At 71.2% G+C, this 16,774-nt stretch carries 12 protein-coding genes; 7 read left to right on the top strand and 5 right to left on the bottom strand.

Annotated elements, in window-relative coordinates:
- Window positions 1-10 precede the first annotated feature (10 nt).
- The 7 genes from ACFHYQ_RS13890 (at window position 11) to ACFHYQ_RS13860 (ending at window position 10,915) form a co-directional block, all read left to right on the top strand.
- Window positions 11-1,585: a carboxyl transferase domain-containing protein gene (locus tag ACFHYQ_RS13890; RefSeq protein WP_394301539.1), complete on the top strand. Its 1,575-nt coding sequence runs from the start codon at window positions 11-13 to the stop codon at window positions 1,583-1,585.
- 7 nt (window positions 1,586-1,592) lie between these two features.
- Window positions 1,593-3,623, top strand: coding sequence for an acetyl/propionyl/methylcrotonyl-CoA carboxylase subunit alpha (locus ACFHYQ_RS13885; protein ID WP_394301538.1), 2,031 nt, complete (start codon window positions 1,593-1,595; stop codon window positions 3,621-3,623).
- On the top strand, window positions 3,614-4,507 hold the full coding sequence (locus ACFHYQ_RS13880; protein WP_394301537.1) for a hydroxymethylglutaryl-CoA lyase: 894 nt from the start codon (window positions 3,614-3,616) through the stop codon (window positions 4,505-4,507). The genes ACFHYQ_RS13885 and ACFHYQ_RS13880 overlap by 10 nt, the downstream gene beginning before the upstream one ends.
- Complete coding sequence (locus tag ACFHYQ_RS13875; RefSeq protein WP_394301536.1) at window positions 4,508-5,653, top strand: acyl-CoA dehydrogenase family protein; 1,146 nt, start codon at window positions 4,508-4,510, stop codon at window positions 5,651-5,653.
- 90 nt (window positions 5,654-5,743) lie between these two features.
- Window positions 5,744-7,213, top strand: a complete 1,470-nt coding sequence (locus tag ACFHYQ_RS13870; RefSeq protein WP_394301535.1) for a dynamin family protein — start codon at window positions 5,744-5,746, stop codon at window positions 7,211-7,213.
- A 56-nt stretch (window positions 7,214-7,269) separates the two neighbouring features.
- Window positions 7,270-9,171, top strand: coding sequence for a dynamin family protein (locus ACFHYQ_RS13865; RefSeq protein ID WP_394301534.1), 1,902 nt, complete (start codon window positions 7,270-7,272; stop codon window positions 9,169-9,171).
- Between the two features lie 4 nt (window positions 9,172-9,175).
- Window positions 9,176-10,915, top strand: coding sequence for an Hsp70 family protein (locus ACFHYQ_RS13860; RefSeq protein WP_394301533.1), 1,740 nt, complete (start codon window positions 9,176-9,178; stop codon window positions 10,913-10,915).
- A gap of 204 nt (window positions 10,916-11,119) precedes the next feature.
- Here ACFHYQ_RS13860 and ACFHYQ_RS13855 read toward each other — a convergent pair whose 3' ends face one another.
- From ACFHYQ_RS13855 to ACFHYQ_RS13835, 5 genes are all read right to left on the bottom strand, one after another.
- On the bottom strand, window positions 11,120-11,458 hold the full coding sequence (locus ACFHYQ_RS13855; protein ID WP_394301532.1) for a hypothetical protein: 339 nt from the start codon (window positions 11,456-11,458) through the stop codon (window positions 11,120-11,122).
- Complete coding sequence (locus ACFHYQ_RS13850) at window positions 11,455-13,263, bottom strand: dynamin family protein (RefSeq protein ID WP_394301531.1); 1,809 nt, start codon at window positions 13,261-13,263, stop codon at window positions 11,455-11,457. The genes ACFHYQ_RS13855 and ACFHYQ_RS13850 overlap by 4 nt, the downstream gene beginning before the upstream one ends.
- The gene (gene grpE / locus ACFHYQ_RS13845; protein WP_394301530.1) at window positions 13,260-13,766 is read right to left on the bottom strand and encodes a nucleotide exchange factor GrpE; all 507 of its coding nucleotides are present in this window, start codon (window positions 13,764-13,766) and stop codon (window positions 13,260-13,262) included. The genes ACFHYQ_RS13850 and grpE overlap by 4 nt, the downstream gene beginning before the upstream one ends.
- 178 nt (window positions 13,767-13,944) lie before the next feature.
- Complete coding sequence (locus ACFHYQ_RS13840) at window positions 13,945-15,363, bottom strand: dynamin family protein (RefSeq protein WP_394301529.1); 1,419 nt, start codon at window positions 15,361-15,363, stop codon at window positions 13,945-13,947.
- On the bottom strand, window positions 15,363-16,532 hold the full coding sequence (locus ACFHYQ_RS13835; RefSeq protein ID WP_394301528.1) for an Hsp70 family protein: 1,170 nt from the start codon (window positions 16,530-16,532) through the stop codon (window positions 15,363-15,365). Before ACFHYQ_RS13835 ends, ACFHYQ_RS13840 begins: the two co-directional genes overlap by 1 nt.
- Window positions 16,533-16,774: the final 242 nt, after the last annotated feature.

Below are 16,774 nucleotides of genomic sequence, written 5' to 3'. Positions count from 1 at the left end.
ACATCCGGGCATGAGCACGAGCGGATGGCCGGTGCTGGAGAGCCGATGCGACCCCGGCGGCGAGCCGTACAAGCGGAACGCCGAGGCGAACGAGCGCCTCGCGGCGGATCTGCGTGAGCGACTGGCGGCAGCGGCGCGCGGCGGCTCCGAGCGGGCCCGCGAGCGGCACGTCGGGCGCGGCAAGTTGCTGCCCAGGGACCGGGTGGACACGCTGCTCGATCCGGGCGGCCGGTTCCTGGAACTGTCGCCGCTCGCGGCGACCGGGCTCTACGACGACCAGGCCCCGGCGGCCGGGATCATCACCGGCGTCGGCCGGATCTCGGGCCGCGAGTGTGTGATCGTCGCCAACGATGCCACGGTCAAGGGCGGGACGTACTACCCGGTCACCGTCAAGAAGCACCTGCGCGCCCAGGAGGTCGCGCTGCACAACAATCTGCCGTGCGTCTACCTGGTCGACTCGGGTGGCGCGTTCCTTCCCAAGCAGGACGAGGTGTTCCCCGGCCGGGAGCACTTCGGGCGGATCTTCTACAACCAGGCCACGATGTCGGCCCGGGGCATCCCGCAGATCGCGGCAGTGCTCGGCTCGTGCACCGCCGGCGGCGCGTACGTCCCGGCGATGAGCGACGAGGCGGTGATCGTCCGCGGCCAGGGCACGATCTTCCTGGGCGGCCCGCCGCTGGTGAAGGCGGCGACCGGTGAGGAGGTGACGGCCGAGGAACTGGGCGGCGGCGAGGTCCACTCCCGGATCAGCGGCGTCACCGACCATCTCGCGGCCGACGACGCCGACGCCCTGCGGATCGTCCGCGACATCGTGGCCACCCTCGCCCCGCGTGCCCCACGCCCGTGGGACGTCGCCGCCGCCGAACCGCCGGTCTGCGACCCGCGCGAACTGTACGGGATCATCCCCACCGACACGCGGACGCCGTACGACGTGCGCGAGGTGATCGCCCGGGTCGTCGACGGCAGCAGGTTCCTGGAGTTCAAGGCGGAGTACGGCCCGACGCTCGTCACGGGCTACGCCCGCATCCACGGGCACCCCGTCGGGATCATCGCCAACAACGGCATCCTGTTCGCCGAGTCCGCGCTGAAGGGCGCCCACTTCATCGAGCTGTGCGACCGGCGCGGCATCCCCCTGGTCTTCCTGCAGAACATCAGCGGCTTCATGGTCGGCAAGGCCTACGAGCACGGCGGCATCGCCAAGCACGGCGCGAAGATGGTCACGGCGGTCTCCTGCGCCCGGGTGCCGAAGTTCACCGTGATCACCGGGGGGTCGTTCGGCGCGGGCAACTACGCCATGGCGGGCCGGGCCTACTCGCCGCGCTTCCTGTGGATGTGGCCGAACGCCCGCATCTCCGTCATGGGCGGGGAGCAGGCCGCCACCGTCCTGACCATGGTCGGCGACGCCGACGCGGACGAGATCAGGGTGCAGTACGAGCACCAGGGCAATCCCTACTACTCGACGGCCCGCCTCTGGGACGACGGGGTGATCGATCCGGCGGACACCAGGACCGTGCTCGGTCTGGCGCTCGGCGCCGCCGCCAACGCCCCGCTCGAACCCGTCGGCTACGGCGTCTTCCGGATGTGAGCCAGTGATGTTCCAGAGCGTTCTGATCGCCAACCGAGGAGAGATCGCGGTCCGGATCCTCCGGACGCTGCGGGCCATGGGCGTCCGCTCGGTCGCCGTCCACAGCGACGCCGACCGCGACGCCCGGCACGTGCGCGAGGCCGACCTCGCCGTACGGCTCGACCGCGGCTACCTCGACATCGACGCCGTCATCGAGGCCGCCCGGGCGACCGGGGCCGAGGCGATCCACCCCGGGTACGGATTCCTCGCCGAGAACGCCGAGTTCGCCCGCCGGTGCGCCGCCGCCGGCCTGGTGTTCGTCGGGCCGCCCGCCGAGGTGATCGAGGCGATGGGCGACAAGATCCGGGCCAAGGAGACGGTCTCCCGGGCCGGGGTGCCGGTCGTGCCGGGCGGCGCGGAGCCGGACGACGATCTCGTGGCGGCCGCGGCCGCGATCGGCTTCCCGGTCCTGGTCAAGCCCTCGGCCGGGGGCGGCGGCAAGGGCATGCTGCCGGTGTGGTCGGCGCAGGAGCTGCCCGCCGCGCTGGAGTCGGCCCGTCGTACGGCACTGGCGGCGTTCGGGGACGGCACGCTGCTGATCGAGCGGCTGGTGGAGCGTCCCCGGCACATCGAGATCCAGGTCCTCGCCGACGGCCATGGGAACGTGGTCCATCTGGGTGAGCGCGAGTGCAGCCTGCAGCGTCGCCACCAGAAGATCATCGAGGAGGCGCCCTCGCCGCTGCTCGGCCCTGCTGATGGGCGCATAAGCGCGGAGACGCGGGAGCGGATGGGCGCCGCGGCGGTCGACGCGGCCAAATCCGTCGGATACGTGGGCGCGGGGACCGTCGAGTTCATCGTGTCCGGCAGCGTGTCAGCCACCGGGGGCCCGATCGAGTTCTCCTTCATGGAGATGAACACCCGGCTCCAGGTGGAGCATCCGGTGACCGAGATGGTGACCGGACTCGATCTCGTGGAGCTCCAGCTCCGGATCGCCGCAGGCGAGCCGCTGCTCTTCGGGCAGGAGGACGTACGGCTGCGCGGCCACGCCGTCGAGGCCCGCGTCTACGCGGAGGACCCGGCCAGAGACTTCCTGCCCACCGGTGGCCGGATCCTGGCGCTGCGCGAGCCGGCCGGTACGGGCATCCGGGTGGGCGGTGCCTATGGCGACGGCGTTCGCGTCGACTCTGGACTGGCCGAGGGCATGGTGGTCGGTAGCGACTACGACCCGATGCTGGCGAAGGTCGTGGCCTGGGCCCCCGACCGGGCGGGCGCGCTGGCGGCCCTCGACCGGGCGCTCGGGTCGACCGTGCTGCTCGGCGTGACCACGAACGTCGCGTTCCTGCGCGGTCTGCTGGCCGATCCCGGCGTCACCGCGGGGACTCTCGACACCGGCCTCGTCGAGAGGCACGCGGCCGAACGGCACACGACCGAGGCGGCTGTGCCTGACGAGGTCCTCGCGGCGGCCGCGCTCGTCTTCCAGGCGGGGACCGGCCATCCGACCGGGGACCCATGGGATGTCGCGGACGGCTGGCGGATCGGGGAGCGGGCGTGGACCCTCCACCGGCTCGGCGTGCCCGTGCGGGTGCGCGGCACGGTGGACGACGCGGAGATCGAAGTTAACGGTCGTTCACTCGGCCGGGCGCGGCTTACGCCGTACGGCGACCGGCACGGCGATGAGGCGGCGGTCACGGTCGGCGGGGTCACCCGGCGGTACGCGCTGGCGCGGGACCACGGCGCGCTCTGGCTGGGCGCGCTGTGGCACGAGGAGGGCGGCCACGCCTGGCGGATCACCCGGGCCGAGCCGGGGCGGGACCGCGAGGCGACCGCCCACGCCGGAGACGGGGTGGTGCGCAGTCCGATGCCCGGGACCGTGCTGGTCGTGAAGGCGGCGGAGGGCGACCCGGTGACCGCGGGCCAGCCGCTGCTGATCGTGGAGGCGATGAAGATGGAGCACACGCTGACCGCGCCGGTCGACGGCGTGCTCGCCGAGCTGCGGGCGAGACCCGGCCAGTCCGTGGAGCTCGACGCGATCCTGGCGAGGGTGACGGCATGCGAGTGACGATCTATGAGGTGGGGCCGCGCGACGGCCTGCAGAACGAGTCCGTGACCTTGCCCGTCGAGGTCAAGCGGGAGTTCATCCGGCGGCTGGCCGAGGCGGGCCTGACGACCATCGAGGCGACCAGCTTCGTGCACCCCAAGTGGGTGCCCCAGCTCGCGGACGCCGCCGAGCTGCTTGCCGGCATGCCGCGCGAGCCGGGCGTCTGCTATCCGGTGCTGGTCCCCAACGAGCGGGGGCTGGACCGTGCGACAGCGCAGGGTGTCACCGACATCGCGATCTTCGGTAGCGCCACCGAGTCGTTCGCCCAGCGGAACCTCAACCGGACCGTGGAGTCCCAGTTCGAGATGTTCGCCCCGGTCGTCGAGCGGGCGCTGGCGGGCGGAATGCGGGTCAGGGCGTACGTCTCGATGTGCTTCGGCGACCCCTGGGAGGGCCCGGTCGCGCCCGAGCAGGTGGTGCGCGTGGGCCGGCGGCTGCTCGATCTGGGCTGCTACCAGCTGTCGCTGGGCGACACGATCGGTGTGGGCACGCCCGGCCACGTGGACGCGCTGCTGGACGCCTTCGAGGCGGCCGGTGTCGGGCCGGATCGCCTCGCCGTCCACTTCCACGACACCTACGGCCAGGCCCTCGCCAACACCCTCGCCGCGCTGCGCCGGGGGATCACCGTCGTCGACGCCTCCACCGGCGGCATCGGCGGCTGCCCGTACGCCAAGAGCGCCACCGGCAACCTGGCCACCGAAGACCTGGTGTGGATGCTCGACGGTCTCGGCGTGGAGACCGGCGTCGACGTCAGATCGCTGGTGGCCACCAGCCTGTGGCTCGCCGACCTGCTCGGCCGTCCGAGCCCGTCCCGGGTCGTCCAAGCTCTTTCCAAGGAGTCGTAGATGCTCAACGACGAGCACATCGAGCTGCGCAAGTCCGTCGAGGAGTTCGCCCGCGAGGTGGTGGCCCCGGTGATCGGGGACTACTACGAGCGGTGCGAGTTTCCGTACGAGATCGTCCGGAAGATGGGCGCGATGGGGCTGTTCGGCCTGCCCGTCCCGGAGGAGTACGGCGGCATGGGCGGTGACTACTTCGCCCTCTGCCTCACGCTCGAGGAGCTGGCCCGGGTCGACTCCTCGGTCGCCATCACGCTGGAGGCGGCGGTCTCGCTGGGCGCGATGCCCCTCCTGCGGTACGGCACGGCCGGGCAGAAGGCGCGCTGGCTGCCGAAGCTGACCTCGGGGGAGATGCTCGGGGCCTTCGGCCTGACCGAGCCCGGCGGCGGCACCGACGTGCCCGGCGGCATGCGGACGACCGCCGTGCTGGACGGCGGCGAGTGGGTGATCAACGGGTCGAAGGCGTTCATCACCAACTCGGGCACCGACATCACGGGGTTCGTCGCCGTCGCGGCGATCACCGGCCGCGAGGGCAGACGGCCGGAGATCTCCACGATCATCGTCCCCTCGGGCACACCGGGCTTCACGGTGTCGAAGAAGTACTCCAAGGTCGGCTGGTCGGCCTCCGACACCCGTGAGCTGTCCTTCACCGACTGCCGCGTACCGGAGGAGAACCTCCTCGGCGAGCGCGGCCGGGGCTACGCGCAGTTCCTGCGCACCCTCGACGAGGGCCGCGTCGCCATCGCAGCGCTGTCGGTCGGCCTGGCGCAGGGCTGCGTGGACGAGTCGCTGCGGTACGCGCGTGAGCGTACGGCGTTCGGCCGCACGATCGGCGGCTTCCAGGCCATGCAGTTCAAGATCGCCGACATGGAGGCCCGGGCGCACACGGCCAGGCTCGCCTACTACCACGCGGCCGAGCGGATGCTGGCCGGCCTGCCGTTCAAGAAGGAGGCCGCCATCGCCAAGCTCGTCTCGTCGAACGCGGCGATGGACAACGCCCGCGACGCCACCCAGGTATTCGGCGGCTACGGTTTCATGAACGAGTTCCCCGTGGGCCGGTTCTACCGGGACGCCAAGATCCTGGAGGTCGGCGAGGGCACCAGCGAGGTGCAGCGCATGCTGATCGCCCGCGAGCTCGGCATGGACGCCTGACACCCGCCGTACGACCTTGAAGATCTCGGGGTGAAACGGAACAATCCGTGCCTGGCGAGCCGTCCCCCGTGGCTCGCCGGGGAGGCTCGTGTGGCGGAAGCGACGTACGACCTGTGCCACCGTGTCCGCGGCATGTGCGCCGAGGCGTTGGCGGCGCTGCGGCCGGGGCCGTTCGCCGACGCGGTCGGCGCCGTGGCGGAACGGCTCGCCGACGACACCCTCGTGGTCGCCGTCGGGGGGCGGCTGAACGCCGGAAAGTCGACGCTGGTGAACGCCCTGCTCGGCCAGCGCCTCGCCCCCACGGGCGGGACCGAGACCACCCTGGTCTCCGCGTGGTTCAGGGGCCACCACATGAACCGGGTGCAGGTGCATTTCCACGACGACCGACCTCCCGTTTCGATCCCCTCCCGGGTCGGCGGCGGAGTGCCGGAGTCCATGCCGTACGACCACACCGAGGTCAGCCACCTCGTCGTCGAAGCGGCCAACAAGGCCATCGGCCGGCACTACACCCTGATGGACACGCCGGGCCGGGACGCCGTGAGCGCCCTGGACGACTACTCGATGGCGTCGATCCGCAAGGCCGACGCGCTCATTCTCGCCATGCCGCAGCCGGGCGAGGGCGACGCGGAAGCGCTCAGGGAGTTCCAGGAGACCATGCGCGGCTCACGCCTGTCGGCGGCGAACGTGCTGGGCGTGCTCACCAGGATCGACCAGCTCGGCCTGGGCACCGGCCTGGAGGAGGTGTGGCGGGAGGCGGACAAGGTCGCGGGCCGGTCCGCGGGCCGGATGACCGGTCTGGTGGCCGAGGTGATCCCGGTCGCCACGATGCTGGCGGAGACCGCCCGCTGCGAGCGGCTGACCGAGCGGCACCGGCACGCGCTGGGCATCCTCGCCGCCGCGGACCGCGGCACGCTTGAGGACATGCTCCCCTACGACGACGACTTCCTGTCGATGGCGCCGGACGCCGTCCCGGTCGACACCGGAATGCGGCGGGAGCTGCTCGGCCTGCTCGACCTCTACGGGATCCGGCAGGCGGTGGACGCCATCGACCACGGGGCCCGGGACCTGGCGGCGCTGCGCGACGCGCTGTGCGAGAGATCGGGGATCGACCGGTTGCTGGAGTGCGTCCAGGAGCGGCTCGTCGCGGGCGCTGACGCGCTGCGCGCCGACGCCGCCGTGGCCGCGCTCCGCGCGGCGGTGGAGCTCGCCGGCCCGGCGGAGAAGGACGTCGCGGGTCGCCTGCGCATCCTGCTGCGGGAGCTCGGACGGCATCCCGCGCTGCGCCGGGTGGAGTTGGCGGATGCCGCCCAGGCGCACGCGGCCGGGACGTTGCCGCTGCCGCAACGGAACGCCGACCAACTGCACACGCTGATGACCGGTGTGACGGACGCCCAGCGGGTCGGGCTGCCTGGGGACGCCTCGCCGGACGCGCTGCGCGGCCGGACCGGTGAGCTCATCGACGAGTGGAAGATCCTGGAGGCCGCCATTTCCCGAAGGGCCAGGCTGCACGCCACCGTGGTGCGCGAGATCTTCGAGACGATGTATTTCTCTCTCCCGTAAGAAACATTCCTGCCGCGGCCCGTCGTCTAAGGGGCGATCCAGCGGCAGGAGGAGAAATGGTTCAGGCATCCCGGCACCCGCTCGCAGATGAGGTCATCTTGGCGGTGGCGGCCGTGGCCGACATGGCCCGGGCAGTGGGAGATATCGACAGCGCGACAATTCTCGCCCAGGACTGCACCCTGGCAGTGCTGCCCGGTTCAACGATCGTGGTGGTCGGTGAGAAGAACCGGGGGAAGAGTTCACTGATCAATGCCCTGGTGAGCAGGCGGCAGTTGCTGCCGGTCGACACGGACATCTCCACCCGGGTGCACGTCGCCGTGTCGTACGCCGGCGAGGACCAGGCCATCGTGTACGGCGGTGCGTTCCCGGACGGCCTGAAGATCAAGCTGGATGAGATGCCGGAGTACGTCGACGAGACCGCCGCTGTCGACCCGGATACCGGGGAGGAGCGGCATCCGGGCGTGGACCGGGTCGAGCTGGGCGTCGCGTCGCCGCTGCTGTCCGAGGGGCTGGTGCTGGTGGACACGCCCGGAGTGGGCGGGCTCATCGCCGGGCACGCCGACATCACGCTCGCCACGCTGAACCGTGCCGACGCGCTGCTCTTCGTGGTGAACGGCTCCTCCGAGCTGCACGCGTCGGAGCTCGCGTTCCTGGAACGAGCGACCGAGCGCGTTCACACGGTCCTGTTCGTGCTGACCGGGATCGACAAGGCCCATCGCGGCTGGCGCGCCGCGCTTGAGGAGAACCATCGCCTGCTGCGCGGCTCGCGGTTCGCCACGGCGCCCTGGTATCCGGTGAGCAGCCGCGCCAAGCAGGACGCCGACCGGGCCGTCGAGGAGGGCCGGGAAGAACGCGCGGCGGAGCTGATGGAGCGCAGCGGATTCGCGCCGCTGCTCGCCGAGCTGCGCGACAACGTGATGCTGCGCATCACCGCCGACCGGCTGAAGGTGGTGCTCGACTCCGCCGACGCGATCACCACCACCCTCGACGAGCAGCTGGAACTGCGGCTGCGCTCCCTGGAGCTCGACCCCGGGCTGACCGCCTCCGTGCGGGAACGCCAGACGGAGCTGGCCGCGCTCCGCGGGAAAGGCGCCCAGTGGCGCACCGAGCTCGGCGTCGGTTTCCGCGGGCTCGAGTCGACACTCCGGCGGGAGCTGGACGAGGGTCTGCTGCGGGTCGGCGGCCGGACCCGGCAGGCGATCGACTCGGGCGGCTGGGAGACGCTCAGGGAGGTGCCGCGCAGCCTGGAGGACGGGATCCGGGGCCTGGTCCTCGACCTCCAGGGGACCGTCCACACGGGCGCCGAGAAGCTCGTCGGAGAGCTCGCCGGCCGCTTCGGCGTTCACGGCGTCTACGTCCCGAGGGCGGAGATCCTGCTTGACCGGTGGGACTCCGCGACATACCGGGGGAGCGGTTCCGGCGAGCCCATGGACTGGCCCGCGCCGGTCGACGGAGCCGCCCATGGCTCTCTGTCGGCGGAACAGATCAAGGACAAGCTCACGGAGTGGGCGCCGGCGGTCGGCGGTGTCGCCTCGGGGCTCGGCAGCAGGATCCGGAAGCTTCCCAGGTACGGCAAGCTCGGCCTCGCTCTGGGCGTCGTCGCCAGCGTGGGCGCGGTGATCGCGGGTTTCGTCTTCCGCCGGGTCGCCAAGACGAAGGAGGAGCTGCGCCGGATGACCGACGACACGCTGCGCCGGGCGCGTGAGACGCTGCCTTCCGCGCTTCAGGAGATGTTGACCGAGGTGCTGGGGGAGGTGCAGGAGGCCGTCACCGAGCGGATCGCCTTCCGCGAGGCCGAGCTCGAAGAGGCGCTGGCGAGAGCCGAACGGGACCGCGAGGCCGCCGAGATCGAGCGGGAGGCCCCGCGCGCCGAGGCCAGAGCGCAGCGGGAGAAGCTGGTCCGACTTCGCGCCGAGATCGCCGGCCTCCGTCGCCGCCTGGCCACGGAAGGCGCGTGACGTGATGAGCACCTGGGCTCTCGCCATCGACTTCGGCACCTCCTTCACCTCGGCGGCGATCCGGATCGGTGACCGCACCGAGATGCTGGAGATCGACAACAGCAGATACGTTCCCTCGCTCGTCTACCGGGACGATGACGGGCGCCTCCTGGTCGGCCGCGCGGCCGTGAACCAGGCGACCATGTTTCCCGGACGGGCCGAGCGACTGCCCAAGCGAGCGCTGGTGAGCGGGGAGCGGGTGCTGCTCGGCGGCGTACCGGTGGAGACGATCAACCTGGTCACGGCGATCCTGACCAAGGTCCTCGCGGAGGCCTACCGGCGCTGCTCGGGCAAGCCGGACCAGGTGGTGCTGACCCACCCCGCCATGTGGGGCGAAGACGACGTGAACCGGCTGCGCGAGGCAGCCCGCCGCGCCGGGCTGACGGACCCGCACTTCGTCAGCGAACCGGTCGCGGCCGCCGCCTACTACGCCGCCGAGCATGATGTGGAGCCCGGGGAGCACGTCGCGATCTACGACCTTGGAGGCGGAACGTTCGACGTGGCCGTGCTCCGCCGTACGGGCGAAGGGTTCGAGGTCGTCGGCGAGCCGAGTGGCGACGACCGGATCGGCGGCGAGGACTTCGACGACGCCCTCTCGGGGATCGTCGCCGCCCATGCCATGGCCGCCGACCCGCAGGCGTGGCAGGCCATGTCCACCGGAACCACCGATCAGGACAGACGCCGCCAGATGCTGCTGCGCCAGGAGGTGACCGCCGCCAAGGAGGGGCTGTCGGAGTCCCTCGGCTGCACGGTGATGGCCGGGATCGCGGTCCGCGTCACCCGTGCCGAGTTCACCGAGGCCATCCACGATGACGTGAAATCCACGGTCGACGGCTTCCTCGCGACCGTCGCCGCGGCGGGACTCACCGTCAGCGACCTTCGCAGCGTCTACCTCACCGGAGGCTCCAGCCGGATCCCCCTCGTCACCGACCTCATGGCCCAGGCTCTCGGCTCTCCTCCGGCGGTCGGCGGCGACCCCAAGGCCGTCGTCGCCCTCGGTGCCCTGCGAACCCTGCGGCGACAGCACGAACCGCAGCCCCAGTCCCACCCACAGCCCCAGTCCCACCCACAGCCTGACAAGACCACGGTCGTCGTGCCCCCGCCGCCGCCTCCTCCGCCGCCTCCTCCGCCGCCTTCTCCGAAGCCCAGGCGGTCACCCGCGCGGGTGTGGCTGGCCGTTGGCGCCGTCGTCGTGACCGTCGGGCTGCTGGGGTGGCTGTTACCGAATCTCGGCAAGAGCGATTCGGCGTCAACTTCGCCGGAGGCCATCATCTACACCCCTCAGGCTGATGACACTTCCGAGGCAGCTGCCACTCCTGAGACGGATGAGGATGACACGTCCGAGGAGGACGAGGACGAGGATGACACCTCCGAGACGGACGACTCTCCAGGGTCGGTGCCGACCAGAGGCGCTAAGAATGGTGTGGAGGAGCCGCGCTATTTCGTGGGAGTGGCTCAATCCCCTACCGGAAATCAGCTGCCTGTCCTCCAATTTCCACGGTTGAACGCACCTATTGTGGGATATATCCCCAACAACTCACAGGTGTACATCGTCTGCACCGCTCAGGGCGACCAGGTCGTCCGTCCCGATGGAGTGGCCAGCACCCTGTGGAACGGGATCAACCAAGGAAACGGCGGGGGGTACGTTCCGGACGTATTCATATACACCAGAACAGACCAAGCAACGATGCCCCCCTGCGCATGACCTGAAGCCGCCGGCGAACCTCGTCCGCTCCGCACTCTGGCCGAGGCGCCGGCACCCGCGATTCCCTCACCCGCGCTCGCACCACAGCGGAACGGCCAGTGGCACGGCGGTCTTCAGCCCGCCGGTGCCGCTGGCCGTTTGGCGGCCCGGGAGCGCTTCTCCCGGGCCGCCGCAGGTTCGCCGACTTTCCGTACGGCCGGGCGATCAGGCGTCGGGGTCCATGCCGTTGTTGTCGTGGATGTAGTCGTCCATGGACAGGTAACCGGTGTGATCCGCCGCCTCGATCACGTCGTCGCTCGTGTAGTGGCCGTCGTCCCAGGTCATCTCGGACATGGTTTCTCCTAACCAATGGTTGGGGTCACCGGCGGTGAGCCGGCTGTCGTGGATCATTCCCTGCCAGGTCTCCTCGGGGATGGACTCGACCGGGGCGGAGCCGATCGCCGCCTGGAGGGCGTCGAGGTCGTCCGGCCCGATCGCCTGATCGGGGTCGGTCTCCGGGAACTGCGACATCGACCACCAGCCGTCGTCGCCGGACTCGGTCATGCCGAAGCCGGGCCGGCGGCCAGCGCGGCGCACCGGTCACGCAGGCCGGCCAGCTCGTCCACGCCCGACTGGACGAGCGCCCGCTTGCTCGCGACCTCCTCCTCGGCGGCCGCGGCCATGCGCTCGTACTCGGCAAGGACCTCCTGGGCGGCGCGGACGCGGTCGGCCAGCTGCGCGGAGATCCCCTCTTCGATTCGACGCCGAAGGTCGCGCAGCGCCCCCTGGATCGCGGCGGGCACCTCGGTCTGGATCTCGCGGAGCACCATCTGCAGGTGGAGGGCGGCGTTCCTGCGGCCGGCCGCCGCCTCCTCGCGCTTCTTGCGGGCGCGCTGGAGATAGACGGTGGCTCCGACGCCGGCGAGCGCCGCCACGCCCGGCGCGACGATGTTCCCGAGGATGCCGAAGGTCATGAGGCCGGGTCCGATCGTGGTGAGCATGCGCTCGGCCGTGCCGCCCTGCATCGGATCCTCCGCCTCCGGGATGCCGGTGGCGGGCAGCCGCAGCCGGTCGGGCAGCGGGTTGCGTTCGGACACCTGGGCGACCTCGGCGTCGACGGCCGCGGCGGTCTCCGCGGCGATGGCGCTCACGCCCTTGCGCAGCCGGTTGTCCAGGTCCAGCCACATGGCCTCGACCGCCGCCTCGATCTCCCGCGGGAAGGCGCGGAGCTCCTCCGGGGTCCCGGTGGCGATCTTGTTGTTCGCCTCCGTGGTCAGGTCGTTGCGCAGTCGCCCCTGCCGGTGGTGGAGCTCCCGCTCCAGATCCGCCATCTTGGTCTGCAGGCGGGACCGCCACGACGCGTCGGCGCTCTGCACCCGTTTCAGCCGGTCTCTGCGCTCCGCCACCGCCCGGGCCAGTTCGGGATCTCCGCGCAGCGACTCCAGCAGCGTGAGCTGCGCGGCGTGGATGTCCCCGACCGTCGTCGCGGCCACCTGGAGCGCGTTGCCGTTCCGTACGGCCTCCGCCCTGGCGATCACGCGCTCGCGCAGCCCGTCGAGGAGGTTCCGTACCCCGCTGCTCGCCCGGCGATCGGCGGCGATGTCCGGCCTGCCGTCGGCCTCCGCCTCGGCGGCCTCCTCGTAGCGCAGCGCGCTGACCGGATGCCAGGGGGCGCCGGCGAAGCGCGGGGCGTGGCGTGCGAGCAGCTCACGGTTGCGGTCCAGGACCTTCTGCCATTCGGCGTACTTGTCGATCTGGGCCAGCGCGAAGACCACGGTCGCGGTCCGGTCGGTGATCTGCGCGAGGAACTGGAGCTCCGACTCGGTGAACTCGCCTGATCCGTTCACGACGAACAGCAGGGCGTCCGCGCGGTCGATGACCGCCAGTGTGAGCGCGGTGTGACCGGCCACCAGCCCGCCGACACCCGGGGTGTCGATCAGGATCAGGCCCTCGGCCAGCAGCGCGCTCGGCAGGCCTGCCTCGACATGCCGGACACCGGGATGGCGCGGGGCCTGGGTCAGCGGATCGAGCGCGCCGTACTCGGCGATGTCGTCGATCGAGATTGACCGCCCCGACTCCTCCGGCCCGTCGAACACCCGGGCCACCGGCTCCCCGGCGTGCCGTACGGTCAGGTGCACGTTGGTCGCCACGTCGGCGTCGACCGGAAGCAGGCCGGGCCGCTCGACGATCGCGTTGATGAGCGAGCTCTTGCCACGCTTCTTCTCGCCGACCACGACGACGGTCGCGGCGCCCGCACCCAGCCGCGCCTGCTCAGCGCGCACCGCCCGCGCGGCCTCCTCTCGTCCGAACTCCTCGGCGGCGTCCGCCACCTCGCCCAGCAGCCGGCGCACCTCGCCCGTGCCGGTCATTTCGCCGTCTCTTCCGCCGGGTCCTCGTTGACGTACACGATGACCTCGGGCCTGCGCACCCACGTGCCGCGGTCGGAGTAACCGGCGAACAGGGTCGAGGCCACGGTCAGATGCCGCGCTGGATCGTCGGTCGGCTGCCGGTCCACCGCGTCGTACACCTCCGGGTCGAACGGCTCCCCGTCGGGGACGACCGCGTCCACGCCCACCTTCGCGAGTCGTTCGTTGAGCCGCTCCCACAGCGCGGGATTGTCGTCCCGAAGCCGGTTCGCGATGTCGATGCAGATGCCGATCAGCTCCCCGTCCCGGGCCGGTTGGGCGGCGGGCTCCTCCGCCGGCCCTCCGGCGAGATCTTCGTAGTCGATCTCGGCCCACGTGCTGGCCTCGTGTTCCGGCGGGGGCGGGGCCGGCGGGGCGCCCCGTCGCGCGTAGGCGAGGCCGGATGCACAGCCTGCGACGAACGAGGCGGCTGCGGCGACCACCGAGCCTATCGCCCATCCATCCATCGAATCTCTCCTAGAGCCTGGGCTCCCCTTCTATCGAAGAGAGGAGGAGGTCAAATGAGTCGGTTCTTTCCGCTGCTGCCGGAGTCGGAGTTCTGTCGGTGCTTGGACGACGGCCACGCCCGCGAATGTTCCGGCACGTTTCGACATCAACGGCCCGGCACGGGAACGACCCCGTGCCTCAACGACCCCGGTACAGCGTTGCCTCGCACATCTCGCGGGCGAGCCGCGCGAGTCGTACCGTCGACCGGGAGAAGGAGGACTCCGCCCGCTTGAGGCGGGCGATCCTGGCGGGGGTCGCCACGCCGTCCCTGCCCGTGTCGTCGAGCAGGGCGAGCACGTCCTCCTCCAACTCGGCGGGGATGGCGGCCCCGGTCGCCACGACCGAGCTGAGGGTCGCGGCCAGCTCCGCGCGGCGCATCGCGGGCTCGGCGCGCACCCGGGACAGGCCCGCGCGCAGCGCCGCCACGGCCATGCGCTCCGCCGGCGACACGGTGCCCCAGCCGATCCGCTCCAGCGCCGCCACGGCCGCGCCGGCCCGAAGGCCGTCGGCGCCGTCGACGAACCGCTGCCGGATCACGTCGAACAGGCCCTCCACGCCCGAGCGCCGCCACAGCGCGGCCGTGAGCTCCGCCCGCCCCGCCGTACCGGTGTCGATCAGGGCCAGGCTCTCGCGCAGGCCGTAGCCGCCGAGCAGCCGCCACAGCCGACGGCGCCTCTCGGGGGAGACCGGGCAGTCCCGCCAGCCGAGCAGGTCGTCGAGGGAGGAGAGCAGATATTTGCGCTCGACCACCGGGGCCGCCCCCGCCAGGTCGCGCAGCCACCGCACGTCCTGGTCGGTCAGCCCGTCGGCCAGCGTCGCCTGCGCGAGCATCCCGACCACCGGCACGACGCCGGACAGCAGGGCGCGCAGCCGTGCCTCGTAGCCCCCCGCGATCCGGGTGGCCTCCGGCCAGGGGTCGCCCTTCCCGGTGCCGAGCTCGTCGATCCGGCTCAGCACGCCGACCGCGTTGACGATCGACAGGCCCGACCCCGACAGCGCGGCGCGAAACGCCGCCAGCGCCTCCTCATCCCCCTTGCCAGGCAGCGGCATCACGTAGACGAGCGCGTCCGCCTGCCGCAGCGCCACCAGCGAGTCGCCGTCCAGCCCGGTCGGCGAGTCGAGGCCCGGCGTGTCCACCACCGTGTGCCGCCCGTGCAGCACGTCGTTGCGGGCGTGCACGGTCACCGACGAGATCTGCCCGTACGGCAGGCCGAGATCGGCCGGGATCCCGCCGGGGCCCATCGCGATCTCGTACGGCCTGCCGTCGCGTGGCGTCACCTCGATCCGGTCCCGGTTGCCGTGCCGGAACCAGGTGACCACCCGGGTGCACTCGGTGGCGTCGGTCGCCGCGAGCCGCCGGCCGAGCAGCACGTTGACCAGGGTGGACTTCCCGGCGTTCAGCCGCCCGCCGACCGCGACGCGCAGCGTCGGCTCCGACAGCCGTGCCGCCACCTCCCGCACCGCCGTACGCGCCGGGCCCTCCGGGAAGCGGCCCTCCGCCTCCTCGCACAGCCGCGCCACCGCCCCACACAACGGCCCCCCACCCGCCGCCCCCATCACAGCTCTCCCTCTGCGACGGCCTTCCGTACCTGCTTGTCGATCCCCTGCAGGATCTCGCGGAGTTGCTCCAGCTGAGCGCTGAGTTGCTCGACGCGCGTCGACATCGGCGTGCTCCTCAAGCCCACGATGGCTGTGATCCGGATGTGGATATCGTTCGCCTGCGCGATGGGCCCACGCAGTCCCAGCATCGCCTGCCCCAGCCCGTCGACTTCCACGGGTGGCTCGAAGAAAGCCGCGAGCCCTTCCAGATAGGTGGAGTAGGCGGCCCAGCGGCTTTTCATCTTGGACGAAATCCACAAGTTGGTCCACGCGTTGACGGGCTTGATGACGGGCACCTGGGGAAGTATTCGATAGTGTTCGCGGACGAAGGCGACGACGTCCTCGGCAACTGATCGGATGTGGCTCACGGCGAGAGCGTCCTCCTGCCGTTCCAGCAGTGGTTCCCACATCTCGTGCTGCTCTTCCAGCCGCTCGCGAACCGTGTCAGGATCCGGGTCCGTCGAGCCGAGGCAGAAGAGCGCCATCTGGCTGAGGAACCGATCGAAGACCCCACGGGCGGTGTGCAGCGCCTGCTGCATCTGCCGGTCTTTGGTCGCCATGTCCATCGCTCCCGTGATCGCGAGCGATGCCAGCTGGGCCACCGGCGACTTGCCGACCGCTACGCCCCTGGCCTCGGGGTTCGGCTCGGAGAAGTAGGGCACTTTGGGGATCACTGAAACCACCTGGGGTCCAGGTGGCAGCAGCGGCCCCTGAGCCATCGGGCGGCCGCCGGGTCGCCCGACAGCCCGCGTCGGCCCCGCGTACTTCTCTTCCTCGGTCTCGCTCGGGTCAGTGGCCCACGCCCTGAGCGCGCCGAGGGTGACGACGGCTTTGGGGTCGCCTGCCAGGTCGGGGGTGCAGCCGAGGAGTTGGCTGAGTAGGTCGCCGACGAGGGGGATGCGGCTGGAGCCGCCGGTGAGGTAGACGGCCGCCAGTTCGCCGGGTGACAGGCCCGCTCTGGTCACCACCTCTTCGAATGCGGTGATCGTCGCACGCAGGTCCTCCATGATTGCTGCTTCGAACTCCGTGCGCGTCACGCTTAGCGGTAGGTCTCCGACGATGACCTGCCAGGTGGTGGTGTCGGTGTAACACGTACCGAAGTCGATCGCCAGGGACCACTCAGCCATGGTCATCTCTCCAACTCAGAATCCGGGCCGGTGATCGGGTGTTGGGGGGAGCTCTGGGACGTCGACCTCCAGTCGGGCGGTGGTCCTTCGAAGGGATTGTCAGCGGCGGTGGCGAGGCCTTTCGATTCGACGTGTTGGACGTTTCGCCCGGCACGATTGTTTCCTCCCGCCGTCCAAATCTTCAAGATCGTCTTCGAATGTCACCCACCAGCCGTGGGAACATTCGGCCCCCGGACCGTCGT

The sequence above is a fragment of the Sphaerimonospora cavernae genome (assembly GCF_042435035.1).
GTDB lineage: Bacteria > Actinomycetota > Actinomycetes > Streptosporangiales > Streptosporangiaceae > Sphaerimonospora > Sphaerimonospora cavernae.
This window is presented reverse-complemented; position numbering and strand designations above follow the sequence as displayed.